General features: G+C 33.1%; 3 protein-coding genes and 1 CRISPR repeat array (1 of these 4 running past the window's edge). All 3 genes read right to left on the reverse strand.

Annotated features, from left to right (window positions below; translation table 11 throughout):
• Positions 1–15,338: a CRISPR direct-repeat array (repeat unit 29 nt; unit sequence GTTTACATCCCTAATAGTTCAGATAAAAC); it begins 1,023 nt to the left of the window's first position.
• A 240-nt stretch (positions 15,339–15,578) separates the two neighbouring features.
• A complete protein-coding gene (gene cas2, locus CaldiYA01_RS11355; RefSeq protein WP_207182856.1) occupies positions 15,579–15,842 on the reverse strand; it encodes a CRISPR-associated endonuclease Cas2 in 264 nt (87 codons plus the stop codon).
• 92 nt (positions 15,843–15,934) lie between these two features.
• On the reverse strand, positions 15,935–16,915 hold the full coding sequence (gene cas1b / locus CaldiYA01_RS11360; protein ID WP_207179833.1) for a type I-B CRISPR-associated endonuclease Cas1b: 981 nt from the start codon (positions 16,913–16,915) through the stop codon (positions 15,935–15,937).
• A 7-nt stretch (positions 16,916–16,922) separates the two neighbouring features.
• A complete protein-coding gene (cas4, locus tag CaldiYA01_RS11365; protein ID WP_207179835.1) occupies positions 16,923–17,435 on the reverse strand; it encodes a CRISPR-associated protein Cas4 in 513 nt (170 codons plus the stop codon).

The following is a 17,435-nucleotide window of genomic DNA, read 5'->3' on the forward strand; positions in this document are numbered from 1 at the left end:
TGAAGGATAGCAATGGGCAGTATCTCGTTTACATCCCTAATAGTTCAGATAAAACCATATTTGAAACGAATATACCCGAACGTAAAAATTGTGTTTACATCCCTAATAGTTCAGATAAAACAATTGGCAGAGCTTAAGACAAGCCTTATCAAGCAAAGTTTACATCCCTAATAGTTCAGATAAAACGTGCAGGACAAAGATGATGCTTTTTGCTTACCCAATGTTTACATCCCTAATAGTTCAGATAAAACGTCGCTTTTAACCACATTAATCCATGCAGGTATCAAGTTTACATCCCTAATAGTTCAGATAAAACAAAGATGGAGAAAAACAAGAAACGACCATACAAACACGTTTACATCCCTAATAGTTCAGATAAAACAAGACAAAAGACCTGTCTTAGCTGATTTACGAGAAACGTTTACATCCCTAATAGTTCAGATAAAACTAAGTTGGTGCAGATTAGCGTAGATAGGGGTTTTTAGTTTACATCCCTAATAGTTCAGATAAAACCTTTCAATCTTCTCATCATTTGAGGCATCAGTATCATGGTTTACATCCCTAATAGTTCAGATAAAACTTGGAACTGTGCTTTTAAACCCATTGTGGGGTGCAGTGTTTACATCCCTAATAGTTCAGATAAAACCATAGCGATTTATCAGCGTTGAATACACTTTTGTCGCGTTTACATCCCTAATAGTTCAGATAAAACCAGCGTTATTAACCCTCGCTCAGCCCATTTATCATAGTTTACATCCCTAATAGTTCAGATAAAACTTGGTGGTGAATATTTAAGATACCCAAGCGACCCTGAGTTTACATCCCTAATAGTTCAGATAAAACATGAGCGAACTTGAAGAGCTTATACAGGCTTTTATTGGTTTACATCCCTAATAGTTCAGATAAAACTTGATAACCAAAAATGTAGCCATTGCAATTGCTATTATGTTTACATCCCTAATAGTTCAGATAAAACTCTGTTTCTTCAGCGTTAGGGTCAAATTCTCTCACATAGTTTACATCCCTAATAGTTCAGATAAAACAAACTGTATTTGCTGTGTTCTTCAGATTATTCCATGGTTTACATCCCTAATAGTTCAGATAAAACAGAACTCAAAACGAGTGCCTACTCGCTCTTTTGTTTGTTTACATCCCTAATAGTTCAGATAAAACTTTGTATCCCGTCAACCCAAAAAGAATAATTATAAGTGTTTACATCCCTAATAGTTCAGATAAAACTTGGGATTTTTCGACTAACAGTTTTAAACTTGTAAAGTTTACATCCCTAATAGTTCAGATAAAACCTGGGAAGCTGCCTATCGGCTATGGTGATGTGCTAACGTTTACATCCCTAATAGTTCAGATAAAACTTGAAGAGCTTGAAATTGAAACTGCTACATACTACCGAGTTTACATCCCTAATAGTTCAGATAAAACCTTGTTATGAACACGATTAAATCCATGTTTGCAAGGAGTTTACATCCCTAATAGTTCAGATAAAACCTACAACATTGCCAGCAGGGGCAGAAATTAAATTCTACAGTTTACATCCCTAATAGTTCAGATAAAACTTTAACACTTTTGAAACATCCAGTGGCTGAAATACAGTTTACATCCCTAATAGTTCATATAAAACTGGGATATTTTTGAGGGTCAAGTTTTTGTTGAATTCGTTTACATCCCTAATAGTTCAGATAAAACAAGGCATTTTTTATAAATCTATGGTTACACATTAAACGTTTACATCCCTAATAGTTCAGATAAAACGAAAAGCGAAGCTGTGAGGTTTTTAATGCAAAACTTCGTTTACATCCCTAATAGTTCAGATAAAACCCATATGGGCTGCTTCAAAACATTAGAGGATTTGAGTGTTTACATCCCTAATAGTTCAGATAAAACTCCATTATACCCTGTACTCCCCAAAGATGTGCTTTCGTTTACATCCCTAATAGTTCAGATAAAACGTTGACTGATTTTATATACCTGCCCTCTATCAAAAGTTTACATCCCTAATAGTTCAGATAAAACTTTTGAAATGCACAATCGGTATAAACCCCCATGGATTGTTTACATCCCTAATAGTTCAGATAAAACAGAAGATGTATCAATTATTGAAAAAACAGTTATGCGGTTTACATCCCTAATAGTTCAGATAAAACGTGCCCCGCTTTTGATAGCTTCTTCGACTTTAAATATTGTTTACATCCCTAATAGTTCAGATAAAACCCTTGCTGATGAGGAAAAGGTCATCTACTATCCGTACGTTTACATCCCTAATAGTTCAGATAAAACACTGAGCTCACATGCTCAAGTCAGGGCTAACTATTTTGTTTACATCCCTAATAGTTCAGATAAAACTTTTGATATCTTCTTCTTTCACACTATCAATTCTCAAGTTTACATCCCTAATAGTTCAGATAAAACAGTGCCTCTCTGTGCGATTGTGGCTCAAAGTATGCATGTTTACATCCCTAATAGTTCAGATAAAACGGAGGAGGGAGAAGCGAAAGTATAAGTTACATTCAAGTTTACATCCCTAATAGTTCAGATAAAACTCAACGACGATATGACAAAAAATATCTTTGAGTTTACATCCCTAATAGTTCAGATAAAACATAAACGTAGCAATTATGCTCATCAACAAAGTAATAAGTTTACATCCCTAATAGTTCAGATAAAACCGAAGAACTGTTCAACCCAGATAGAGCCATTGTTCGCGTTTACATCCCTAATAGTTCAGATAAAACCTCAAAGCCAAATTCCTGCATTTCTTTAACCCAGTACGTTTACATCCCTAATAGTTCAGATAAAACTTAACAATCGCTGTTTCCCTTGCACAAACCATTCAACGTTTACATCCCTAATAGTTCAGATAAAACAACTTCGGGTAACGGTGCAAATGTAGCCGATATTGTCAAGTTTACATCCCTAATAGTTCAGATAAAACAAGTCTTCTGCAAGCATATTAACAAGCCAGTTCTCAAGTTTACATCTCTAATAGTTCAGATAAAACCAGAGCTGACGGGATACGACGAAACGACAATAAGAAGTTTACATCCCTAATAGTTCAGATAAAACAAATTTTGTTAGCAGATAGATATACGTTATCGGCTTGTTTACATCCCTAATAGTTCAGATAAAACTTATAAAAAAAGCGTCTCAAGTGTATAACCTCATCATAGTTTACATCCCTAATAGTTCAGATAAAACAGTCGAATTTGAAGATTTAAAGTATTGGTTAAAAGAGTTTACATCCCTAATAGTTCAGATAAAACAAACGCTGCTAAAGCTCTCATTTTTTCCCTAACGCTTTGTTTACATCCCTAATAGTTCAGATAAAACCGCTTTTACAGTTGTGCAGCGAAACACAATAAATGGGTTTACATCCCTAATAGTTCAGATAAAACTCAATACGCTCGGCGGTAAGTATATCGAAGTTAAAGCGTTTACATCCCTAATAGTTCAGATAAAACCCATACCAGCGCTCAATTCTTAAGCCGAATTTGACGTTTACATCCCTAATAGTTCAGATAAAACTTTTTGATAAAATAGAGATATACTCACAAAAGAAAGTGTTTACATCCCTAATAGTTCAGATAAAACTCATGTCGTTATACTCAAAAAAACCAAATGCGAGCACGTTTACATCCCTAATAGTTCAGATAAAACAAGAGCTGTAACAGAATTAGGATCAAGCGGATTATTTTGTTTACATCCCTAATAGTTCAGATAAAACGTCTGTGAAACCTCCGCAAAGTGTCGCAAAGAAAAGTTTACATCCCTAATAGTTCAGATAAAACTTCTCAAGATTTCTTCAACATTCTGTGTTATTCCAGTGTTTACATCCCTAATAGTTCAGATAAAACCTTCTAAACTTTCTATTAACGTTGCAAGCTTTTTTTGTTTACATCCCTAATAGTTCAGATAAAACAGAAATTATTAGAAACAGGAAATGAAGAATTGATAGAGTTTACATCCCTAATAGTTCAGATAAAACCGTTCTGGCTTATCCTCTACTAATAAAAATCTTTACAGTTTACATCCCTAATAGTTCAGATAAAACTATTATTAATCAAGTTTGTATTATAGACTGCTGTATTGTTTACATCCCTAATAGTTCAGATAAAACCTAGCCCAAAAGTTAAAGAAATTGAAGTAAGCAAGAAGAGTTTACATCCCTAATAGTTCAGATAAAACTGAAGTATGCTTTGTCTTTAAATTTTTTTATATCTTTGTTTACATCCCTAATAGTTCAGATAAAACTTTAAACCGTCTAAATATTTGATACAACTTACATACAGTTTACATCCCTAATAGTTCAGATAAAACTCAAATATATTATAAAGAAATCTTAATTAAATGTTGGTTTACATCCCTAATAGTTCAGATAAAACCAGGAAACTTTGACACTTTTAAAGATTTAAGCTTTAGGTTTACATCCCTAATAGTTCAGATAAAACACAAATTAGTCAGGGTTGGCCTTATAAAACTCTACATGTTTACATCCCTAATAGTTCAGATAAAACGTTTGTACAATTTACAAAACGTATGCGCGATCAAGTGTTTACATCCCTAATAGTTCAGATAAAACGGAGTCGAACCAAATCTGCCCAGCGACAGGGTTCGAGTTTACATCCCTAATAGTTCAGATAAAACCAGAAATAGACGAAGAGTTAACTCAAGCAGATTGTGTTTACATCCCTAATAGTTCAGATAAAACCTATGGAAATTTTTATCAACCAGAACCTTACTATACGTTTACATCCCTAATAGTTCAGATAAAACTTGGTGCAAGAAAAACTGTACCAAAGGCAATATACCAGTTTACATCCCTAATAGTTCAGATAAAACTTTAAAATCAAAAGCCCCACCACCAAATCCTAAAATCAGTTTACATCCCTAATAGTTCAGATAAAACAGAAAAGTATAAAGTTCATTAATAGTTTTCTTATCAAGTTTACATCCCTAATAGTTCAGATAAAACTCTAAAGCCAAGTGCGACATATGGTGCTACATCATCTTGTTTACATCCCTAATAGTTCAGATAAAACCGTCAAACTGGATACCAAGTTCTTGAGCAAGTTTCTGTTTACATCCCTAATAGTTCAGATAAAACTTTCCTTTTTATCACCGCGCACATACCAATTGATTTCGTTTACATCCCTAATAGTTCAGATAAAACCTTTAAATGGTATTAAAAATTTGGGGACTGCGCTTGGGTTTACATCCCTAATAGTTCAGATAAAACAAATTTGAGCCAACTGAATTTGAGAAATTAAAGAATAGTTTACATCCCTAATAGTTCAGATAAAACTAATGAAGCTCTTGGCCCTTGAGCTCAGGAACTTCAAGTTTACATCCCTAATAGTTCAGATAAAACTTGTTACGAAACAAGAAAGATGAAGTGAATTCAGTCGTTTACATCCCTAATAGTTCAGATAAAACTTGTATCAACTGCTGTTCTAACTACATCGTTTAAATAGTTTACATCCCTAATAGTTCAGATAAAACCCTTCTTGGAATTAAAACTTGCAATGTATTCTCCTAGTTTACATCCCTAATAGTTCAGATAAAACTTGTTACGAAACAAGAAAGATGAAGTGAATTCAGTCGTTTACATCCCTAATAGTTCAGATAAAACTTGTATCAACTGCTGCTCTAACTACATCGTTTAAATAGTTTACATCCCTAATAGTTCAGATAAAACCCTTCTTGGAATTAAAACTTGCAATGTATTCTCCTAGTTTACATCCCTAATAGTTCAGATAAAACTTCTACGATTTATACAAAAATCGTTATTGGTACGAATGTTTACATCCCTAATAGTTCAGATAAAACCTCGCTTTCACCTATTCTCAACCTTTTTTCATTTTCGTTTACATCCCTAATAGTTCAGATAAAACTATATTCCTGCAATGATGTTCCTTTAGCAGGGAAGAAGTTTACATCCCTAATAGTTCAGATAAAACACTCCATTTTGTTGCAGCAACCAATCCACCAACAATGTTTACATCCCTAATAGTTCAGATAAAACCTGTGGAGGCAGAATCGCCTCTGCAAGCAGCCAAAAGGTTTACATCCCTAATAGTTCAGATAAAACACGTTTCTAAAAATCCTTCTTTGTCTGTAATTTCTATGTTTACATCCCTAATAGTTCAGATAAAACTTGTCTTCTAATCTTGTTTTTGGGTTAATCCTACCACGTTTACATCCCTAATAGTTCAGATAAAACCATCGCCTTCTTTTGTGAAGAGTTTGATAAACCATGTGTTTACATCCCTAATAGTTCAGATAAAACCTTTATTTTTTTTCTATTTGCGTTTAGAATTTCTGCGTGTTTACATCCCTAATAGTTCAGATAAAACTTTTATCCGTCCATCCTCATACACAACCTCAAACGTATGTTTACATCCCTAATAGTTCAGATAAAACTAAGCGTTGTTAAATCAAAAGTTGCCCCTACATAAGGTTTACATCCCTAATAGTTCAGATAAAACGAAAGTTGCAAGAAGAGCTTACATTGAATATGTATATGTTTACATCCCTAATAGTTCAGATAAAACAAGCATCAAGCACAGCTTTTAGCACATTATCCGAATCGTTTACATCCCTAATAGTTCAGATAAAACCTTGAGTGAGTTAGGATTACCCCTAACACTTGCTGACGTTTACATCCCTAATAGTTCAGATAAAACGCAGTGGCATAGAGCTTGTTTGATACATCTTCATGAGTTTACATCCCTAATAGTTCAGATAAAACTACCTATACAATCACCAGAGACGAGATAGAGTTTTTGTTTACATCCCTAATAGTTCAGATAAAACTTTTGGGACGCTCTTGGCAACTACTTACGCACACTCGTTTACATCCCTAATAGTTCAGATAAAACTAGTCCAACCTGATAACGATAATTACCTTGTCGTCAAGTTTACATCCCTAATAGTTCAGATAAAACCTGGTTTTCATGCCGAAGTATTGCAAGTTTTAAATGGTTTACATCCCTAATAGTTCAGATAAAACTTCGCCACATTCACGCAAGTCAGATAAAATTGGTCTGGTTTACATCCCTAATAGTTCAGATAAAACCAAAAACTTGCAACATCTATATCACCAGCTTCATACCGTTTACATCCCTAATAGTTCAGATAAAACAATAAATTAACCGTTCCCGTTCTGCCATGCCTGTTTTGTTTACATCCCTAATAGTTCAGATAAAACAAATTTAAAGGCATAAATGTTTTTACTGTTTTTACCAGTTTACATCCCTAATAGTTCAGATAAAACAGGAACAACAGGAACAGCAGCAGAGAAAAACGGCATAGTTTACATCCCTAATAGTTCAGATAAAACATAACCGACATTGTTTTCTATTTCAACCCACTGAAAAGTTTACATCCCTAATAGTTCAGATAAAACCCTTACTGCATACTCGAGTGATATACTTGTTTTTTCGTTTACATCCCTAATAGTTCAGATAAAACAATACAAGACATTGTAAATGCTGTTGAACAGCTTGTGTTTACATCCCTAATAGTTCAGATAAAACCAGGGAAGACATAAAAGAAACTGAAAGGGAAATAAAAGTTTACATCCCTAATAGTTCAGATAAAACCTATGAAAAAATTTGTTCTGAAATTGAATCAAAAATGTTTACATCCCTAATAGTTCAGATAAAACGAAAAGAAAAAGACAGCCATTCATCACAATCCCCTGAGTTTACATCCCTAATAGTTCAGATAAAACTTTTCTGAAAATGTCCTCGCTCAATCAAATGAAAATGGTTTACATCCCTAATAGTTCAGATAAAACGGCTACTGCGTCAGCTGTTTGGGCTGGGTATGATACATGTTTACATCCCTAATAGTTCAGATAAAACAAATAAGGTCTAAAAATTTTTCCCCAACTTTGTTATTGTTTACATCCCTAATAGTTCAGATAAAACTTAACTCTATCAACTAATCCAGACACTTCTGTAAAAGTGTTTACATCCCTAATAGTTCAGATAAAACGAAACGCACTTCAGCTATACGCTTGGCTGAGCAACAGTTTACATCCCTAATAGTTCAGATAAAACTGTACATGACTTTGTGATATTTTTAGGTTTTTATACTTGTTTACATCCCTAATAGTTCAGATAAAACTAAAATCTTGTCAATCAAATTGTGTCGAAATAAGAACAGTTTACATCCCTAATAGTTCAGATAAAACCTCATGATGTGGGAATTTGTAAGCTGATTTTGTTTCGTTTACATCCCTAATAGTTCAGATAAAACCAGGATTGCCTCTCCACTCCACTTCAACATCCCGCCTGTTTACATCCCTAATAGTTCAGATAAAACAAAGGGACAAATTTGTTATAACCCGTTAATTCAAAGGTTTACATCCCTAATAGTTCAGATAAAACCTAATACAATACCATTGAAACAACTTTTTGATACCAAGTTTACATCCCTAATAGTTCAGATAAAACTATCTTTTACTTTCTTCAATTCAACAGTGCCATCCCTGTTTACATCCCTAATAGTTCAGATAAAACCTATAACCTCTAAATCTTCTTTCTCCAGTTCCTCTCCAGTTTACATCCCTAATAGTTCAGATAAAACTTAAATACCTCTTAACATCCTTTATCATCCTCTTGCAAGTTTACATCCCTAATAGTTCAGATAAAACTTTTTAACTACCCTATTTGTACTTTCAATATTAGCATGTTTACATCCCTAATAGTTCAGATAAAACTAACAGTGATTTTATCATCTGAGACTGCATTGACTGTGTTTACATCCCTAATAGTTCAGATAAAACTGGCGGCAGCAATTGCTAATTACTTACTCAAAAACAGTTTACATCCCTAATAGTTCAGATAAAACTTTCTATTTCACTTATGAGATTGTCAAGTTCTCTTTCGTTTACATCCCTAATAGTTCAGATAAAACGTGTTTGGCAGTTTGCCAAATAAATTAGTTTGCGGGGTTTACATCCCTAATAGTTCAGATAAAACTTGAAGACTTACTTAAGATACCAGCCAAATAAGCCCTGTTTACATCCCTAATAGTTCAGATAAAACTAATAAGCTTTTTCCCGTCAGCGTCTATTTTAATAAGGTTTACATCCCTAATAGTTCAGATAAAACAAGTGCACAAAATATTAAGGTTCACTGAAAATGTTCTGTTTACATCCCTAATAGTTCAGATAAAACATTTACTGGTAGAAGTAAAGGAAGTAGCAATATATGAGTTTACATCCCTAATAGTTCAGATAAAACAAAAATATCTTATTAGTTATACAAATGCTCCAAATCGGTTTACATCCCTAATAGTTCAGATAAAACACGGGAAAAGCTTTCAGGAAATTATGAAACAGATACAGTTTACATCCCTAATAGTTCAGATAAAACAGATTGGAATTTTAAAGATTGTTTTTACACGGTTATGTTTACATCCCTAATAGTTCAGATAAAACTCAACAGGTGTGCCTTCAATATCATCTTCCAAATCTGTTTACATCCCTAATAGTTCAGATAAAACAGACGGGCTTATTATCAATAAACCCAATAAAGAGTTGTTTACATCCCTAATAGTTCAGATAAAACTCATTTGCTGAGGCTTCATAATATGCTTCTCTGTAAGTTTACATCCCTAATAGTTCAGATAAAACCCCCTTGTATAGCAGCCGCAGCGGCATATATAGCCCGGTTTACATCCCTAATAGTTCAGATAAAACTAGGTAACGCTTTTTCAAATATGCAAAAAGCGCTTGCGTTTACATCCCTAATAGTTCAGATAAAACTAACAGTAATTTATGCTTAAATTTTACGTGTAAATGGTTTACATCCCTAATAGTTCAGATAAAACCAAAAGAAATAAAAGACGGACAAGCTATAACAGAAGAGTTTACATCCCTAATAGTTCAGATAAAACCATTCTATCTTGACCTCACCGCCCAGTTTTTCAACAGTTTACATCCCTAATAGTTCAGATAAAACATTCTAAACGCAAATAAAAAAAAGACCAGCCCTACTTGTTTACATCCCTAATAGTTCAGATAAAACCCAATAGAATATTCTTTTTTTGTTTTATTTACTGAAAGGTTTACATCCCTAATAGTTCAGATAAAACAAGGCACAAACAAATATCTTTCGCCAAATATAGCATTGTTTACATCCCTAATAGTTCAGATAAAACCTTTTAAGTTTGTATCTACAGCTTTTAAGGAGTTAAGGTTTACATCCCTAATAGTTCAGATAAAACTATTAATTGCTAACTCATCATCATCTCTAACTAATGGGTTTACATCCCTAATAGTTCAGATAAAACCAACAAACCATCAATAGCTTATAAACTTAGTTGTATCAGTTTACATCCCTAATAGTTCAGATAAAACTTCATATCAACGCAGGCGGAGGACAGGGCGTTGAAGTAGTTTACATCCCTAATAGTTCAGATAAAACAAATTAACAATACAGTAGTTAGCAATTCAATTTCTTAGTTTACATCCCTAATAGTTCAGATAAAACTTAATGTTTTTCATGCTCCCTCTCCTTCCTCATATACGTTTACATCCCTAATAGTTCAGATAAAACCATCATAATAACGCTTAACTATCAAATCACAAAATTGTTTACATCCCTAATAGTTCAGATAAAACGCTGGGGTTGCTGTGCACGTCGTGTCCACACTTGGGTTTACATCCCTAATAGTTCAGATAAAACTCAAGCAAAATCATAAAGTCCTGTTCGTCTTCAATAAAGTTTACATCCCTAATAGTTCAGATAAAACTTGCAATTTAATGTTGTACCACCAGAACCTATGCTTAGTTTACATCCCTAATAGTTCAGATAAAACTACGATAAAGATAAGCTGTGCAACACCAACAAATGGAGTTTACATCCCTAATAGTTCAGATAAAACAAAAATCTACAAATTCAAACTTTTCCATTTGAATATAGTTTACATCCCTAATAGTTCAGATAAAACGTGTTTGTAATTGTTTTAGTGCTTTATCAACCACATGTTTACATCCCTAATAGTTCAGATAAAACATATAAATATACCCCTCGCCCTAAAAATAAATCAAAAGTTTACATCCCTAATAGTTCAGATAAAACACAAATCTATAGATATGATACTTGCTGATTTGCCTTAGTTTACATCCCTAATAGTTCAGATAAAACTTGCTGTGTCAGGAAGCACATATACTATAACTTTCCTGTTTACATCCCTAATAGTTCAGATAAAACCCTTTAAAACTTTTAATTGGTCAGCATTCACAATCTGGTTTACATCCCTAATAGTTCAGATAAAACTTTTTTCCCCAACTCTTTCGCTTCATCAACAGACAAGTTTACATCCCTAATAGTTCAGATAAAACCTTTTGAATGCTTGCAAAACTTTTCTATAAATTCTATGTTTACATCCCTAATAGTTCAGATAAAACCTTTCTTGCTCATTAAATCTGCTTTCAGCTCTTTCATGTTTACATCCCTAATAGTTCAGATAAAACTGAATTAACTGAAGCAGAGTATCAGGCTATATCAGCGTTTACATCCCTAATAGTTCAGATAAAACTGTTTCAAAAACATCACTCCTCTGTTCAAGAAATTCTTGTTTACATCCCTAATAGTTCAGATAAAACAATATTCGTCATACCTTGCTTTTGCTTCAGTTGCCGTGTTTACATCCCTAATAGTTCAGATAAAACTCTACTACTGCCATATACATACGAATATTTATAACTCGTTTACATCCCTAATAGTTCAGATAAAACGCTAACTTGTAATTTGCCTTGATATTGCTGTCTGCAAGTTTACATCCCTAATAGTTCAGATAAAACCTCCTTGTTCAACTAATTTTCTAAGAACTTTTCTGAAGTTTACATCCCTAATAGTTCAGATAAAACAATTCAATCCGTCCAGGCTGTTGCTTTCGCTTGCAAGGTTTACATCCCTAATAGTTCAGATAAAACTTGTGGTTGTTACTGCTACTCCAGTAGCGTTATTGGCGTTTACATCCCTAATAGTTCAGATAAAACTTAGGTGAAGTAAGTGTTGAAATTGCGGTACAAGATTGTTTACATCCCTAATAGTTCAGATAAAACAAACACCAATAGCTCCAATGATAATTCCTACCAACCAGTTTACATCCCTAATAGTTCAGATAAAACCCTGTTGACCCTACAAAAACAATGTGTTTTCCATATTCGTTTACATCCCTAATAGTTCAGATAAAACCTTGACAGATTCTTTGCAGCTCTGAAATATTACGCACATGTTTACATCCCTAATAGTTCAGATAAAACACTGGTCAAGTAGATATTAGAAATGTAACAATTCAAAAGTTTACATCCCTAATAGTTCAGATAAAACCATTGCATTGTAATAGTGCAACAAATCCACAAGTAAAGTTTACATCCCTAATAGTTCAGATAAAACATATAAAGAGGACTTTTTGATGTTGTTCCTAAAATTGTGTTTACATCCCTAATAGTTCAGATAAAACCTCATTGTAAATAACAAGCTTATAAGATAGTAGTTATTGTTTACATCCCTAATAGTTCAGATAAAACCTTTCTTCTCAAATTTCCTATAAGCACTTCGATTTTCCGTTTACATCCCTAATAGTTCAGATAAAACATAAATACAGTTTCAAACACAATTTATAATGGAAAAAAGTTTACATCCCTAATAGTTCAGATAAAACCATCATTTGGCATTGGCAAAGCCCAAAAATTGTAAGTGTTTACATCCCTAATAGTTCAGATAAAACCTGGTGATAATCCTACATTTTATGTTCAAAATATGAAGTTTACATCCCTAATAGTTCAGATAAAACTTCCGTCAAAATCGGTAAAGGAATATTCCTTGGTCTTGTTTACATCCCTAATAGTTCAGATAAAACATGAGGAAAGCTAAAGAGTTAGGTTTTATTCAATAAAGGGTTTACATCCCTAATAGTTCAGATAAAACAACTGAACCTGTCAGTACCATAGAAAACTACCAGCGTTTACATCCCTAATAGTTCAGATAAAACAGTAAACCGGTTTTTGATTGTATCAGCACAAATTAAAGTTTACATCCCTAATAGTTCAGATAAAACCTTGATGTATTTGATTGTGTCAAACAGCATGTAAAGGTTTACATCCCTAATAGTTCAGATAAAACGTTGTACTTCTGTAGTTGATTGTTTTGATTCTTCGATGTTTACATCCCTAATAGTTCAGATAAAACGTCGATGTTGGGGTAGCGTGCTTTGAAGTCTTTTACAGTTTACATCCCTAATAGTTCAGATAAAACTTATTATTTGAACATTTTGCGGTTGATTTACATTAACGTTTACATCCCTAATAGTTCAGATAAAACTGATAAAGGAGTGATACGATGAGTTATTGGCTTGAAAGTTTACATCCCTAATAGTTCAGATAAAACTTTAGGATTTTTAGCAGCAGTAGGAATAAAAGGATTTCGTTTACATCCCTAATAGTTCAGATAAAACTAAGGTTGTAATTTCCTAAATCAATCAGAATTTCAAAGTTTACATCCCTAATAGTTCAGATAAAACCGTAACAGATACGATGCTGCAGTATATAAAGCTTTACGTTTACATCCCTAATAGTTCAGATAAAACCTTTACTTGAAAAAGCTATAAATTTATTAATAAAAGGTTTACATCCCTAATAGTTCAGATAAAACCAAAATCTTGGCAATTACTGGAGGCAATCATGAACACGTTTACATCCCTAATAGTTCAGATAAAACTTTGAGGTTTATTTGAAAGATCTTGTCGATTCGACAAGTTTACATCCCTAATAGTTCAGATAAAACTAGCAAATACGTCAATTGATACAGCACATATAAAAACGTTTACATCCCTAATAGTTCAGATAAAACCATCTATATTGATATTATTCACACTCTCAACTTTAATGTTTACATCCCTAATAGTTCAGATAAAACAACAGCAAATTCCTGTATGGCTATCTTGCTAAGATTAGTTTACATCCCTAATAGTTCAGATAAAACGGCAGTTCGAGATACCAACTCAAGACAATCAAACGAGTTTACATCCCTAATAGTTCAGATAAAACCACTTTCTGGTCCGGTGACTGGTCAGTGCCAGAAGAGTTTACATCCCTAATAGTTCAGATAAAACAAATATCAAGCAACATTTGTTCTATCTGCTGAATGATGTTTACATCCCTAATAGTTCAGATAAAACTTAGTATTATTTATATTAGTATTATTTCCGTGCCATTTGTTTACATCCCTAATAGTTCAGATAAAACCCGATACAGCAATTGTCAAAACAAATGGTGGTTCAGGGTTTACATCCCTAATAGTTCAGATAAAACGCGGTAGCCTTTTCTACTTCATCCAGCGCTCCCCTGTGGTTTACATCCCTAATAGTTCAGATAAAACGGTTTTGGGGACACCAATAATATCAAGTATAATTTACGTTTACATCCCTAATAGTTCAGATAAAACCCGAAAGGGATAAATATAGTTTTATTTAGCTAAAAATGGTTTACATCCCTAATAGTTCAGATAAAACAGTAATCAAAATCAATTTGTGTATCGTACCAAATAAGTTTACATCCCTAATAGTTCAGATAAAACGTAAGTGATAATTCAATTGAGTCTTCTGCATCATACGAGTTTACATCCCTAATAGTTCAGATAAAACTAACAAACCATCAATAGCTTATAAACTTAGTTGTATCAGTTTACATCCCTAATAGTTCAGATAAAACCACTTACTCTCTGCATACCATTATATAATTCAAACACGTTTACATCCCTAATAGTTCAGATAAAACAGTTTTTGCATCTCGCAATATCATGATTTGTAAAGGTGTTTACATCCCTAATAGTTCAGATAAAACTTGTAGTAAAACTTCCTTAAGTGTATTACTTCTCGATAGTTTACATCCCTAATAGTTCAGATAAAACGTATATAACTTGTCAAAACCTGCCAATTGCCCTTTTGGTTTACATCCCTAATAGTTCAGATAAAACTCTTCACCAAGTGTTACGTAAGGCATTGAAGCACCAGTGTTTACATCCCTAATAGTTCAGATAAAACTAAATCAGTTTGTTACACCGTTTTTACTAACTTTTGAGTTTACATCCCTAATAGTTCAGATAAAACTGAACAATGAAATTGTTCAAGTGCAGCTTATTACTCCGTTTACATCCCTAATAGTTCAGATAAAACAAAACTACAGAGAAAATAAAAGAAGCTGCACAACTGCGTTTACATCCCTAATAGTTCAGATAAAACCAGTCAACAATGACGGCAGTACAACCTTTAACTTTAGTTTACATCCCTAATAGTTCAGATAAAACCCACTAACAGTAAATGCTCTCTCATGGGTATGTGTTTATAATTATAACAAATCTAATAAGCATTCAGCAAACATAAAATGCAGCGAAGGGGTGGTTGGGATTTGTAAGAAGTTGTTAAAAAGTTTTTTGGACTTTGCAGCAAAAACAATAGAACTTATTCGAACTAATGTTTGAAACGCTGCAAAATGGTTATATCTGCATCAATTAGAGGCATTTGCTCTTAATTAAATTTTAAAACTTTTAAATTATTACAGAGTCATAGTTCTTTTCCTGTCCTAAAATCTTTTTGTTACATACAAGTTTGTACTCCATCTCATAAAAATACACTGAATCTTCATCTTTTTCTATAACAGATAAAAGTTCTCGTTTGCACTTTTCGAGCTTCCCAAGTGTAATTTCGCCCTCAAAAACTGAATTTTGAACCCATGTAAAGTATTTTTTTAAAATCTTTCTTACCTTGTTGACTCTCTTTTCGTTGATATCGTATGTTACTATAACAAAGATGTTCTATCACTCCTTCAAACAGAAAATTTGTAGCCAGATAGAAATTGCTGAATTTTAAAAATTTAAATGTCTCAATGTACATGCAAATCAACTTACCACCATGCTTTGAGCGGTGAATAAACCTGATCACCTATAAAATGTTTTATCAGCTTGTAGCATTCAAGTCTTATAAATCCCTTGTAGGAAACATTTCTGTTTAATTGTCTGTGCCGAACTGTAGTTTCAAGTTTGTTTTGAAATTCTTTTAAAAATATTTTCTTTCCTTCTTGATTTAAATAACAATAATTTAAATCTTCATCAAAATGCTCAAGCTTTAACTGATGGTTATTAAGAAGCTTGAATATCACAGTATCAACAATCAGTGGTTTAAAAATCTCAGAAATATCAAGGCTGAGGGAAAATCTCTTTTCACTTGGTTCATGTAAAAAACTTATACTAGGGTCAAGTTGAGTTTGATAAATTTGAGACAAAGTGTGACTGTAAATCAAGCTATTTCCAAACGAAATAAGAGCATTGATAGGATTTGTAGGTGGTCTTTTTTCTCTTTTTTCCATTGAAAAATCTTCTGGAAGAAACTGATTAAATGATTGATAATATATATTGCGAATTCTACCCTCAAGCCCCATTAACTCTGTAATGTTTGATATGTTAAATCTGCCTCTTTCCCATTCATTTTCAATTGCAACTAAAAAGTCTTCAGCTTCTTTTCTTTCTCTTAAATTTCTCATCATGTGATAAACCGCTGATTCGACAAAACAGTATGCCAAGAAGATTCTCTTTTCTCTATCAAGATAATGAAGCGCTTGCCGAACAACAACATCTCCAGATACATTTTTCTTACGGGGCAAGAAACTCCCAGTATAAAAACCATAGTAGTTATAAAAATGAAGAACAATACCATATTGAGAGATATAATTTAGAGCTTTAGTGTTTAAGTCTACCTCCCCAAAGATGTGAATCTGCTCAACATTTTCTATATCAATTGCTTTCTTTTCATCACCCATTTCAAAATAAAGTGTGTTCTCATGCCTTCTTAGTCTCCCATTTGAAGTAATATATAAACTCTTTTGCATAGCAATTTTACCCCCAGCAAAACTCAAAGTATGCGCACAACCTGCAAATTTTTTGTTTTTGCGCAGGTGGCGGAATAGACTTTGTTGTAATCTCTTCTATCTCTTTTAATGCTTGCTTTACTTTTTCTTCATACTCTGGGGTAAGTTTCAGCACCTCTTTTCTTTTCTCTTTCGGATAATTGATTATTCCTTGTTTTTGAATTCCCTTTTGTTTGAGATAGTAAAGGTAGTACATAACCTGCATTGTATCAGCTTCTTTCATTTTACTGCTATATTTTACTTCTCTGATACTGCCGTCTGACATTATGTCAATTGTTATTAGATTATCAATCAAAATTTCCTTACTATTTTCTTTTGGATATGAGTATTCATGTAAAAGCCGTCCTAATAAAACTTTTTCAGATTTGTTTTCAAATGTAATATTTTTACTAAAAAGCCATAGTTTTCTTTTACAGACATAAAAATAGTTAATTTTTATAGCCTGGAACTTTAGGTCTTGAAACTCTTGAGAATTTCCCAT

This window comes from Caldicellulosiruptor diazotrophicus (genome assembly GCF_017347585.1).
GTDB lineage: Bacteria > Bacillota > Thermoanaerobacteria > Caldicellulosiruptorales > Caldicellulosiruptoraceae > Caldicellulosiruptor > Caldicellulosiruptor diazotrophicus.

Excerpts from the sequence above, each read along its gene's own strand:
- cas1b (WP_207179833.1), bottom strand. The coding sequence starts at position 16,915 with ATGCAAAAGAGTTTATATATTACTTCAAATGGGAGACTAAGAAGGCAT.
- cas4 (WP_207179835.1), bottom strand. The coding sequence starts at position 17,435 with ATGGGAAATTCTCAAGAGTTTCAAGACCTAAAGTTCCAGGCTATAAAA.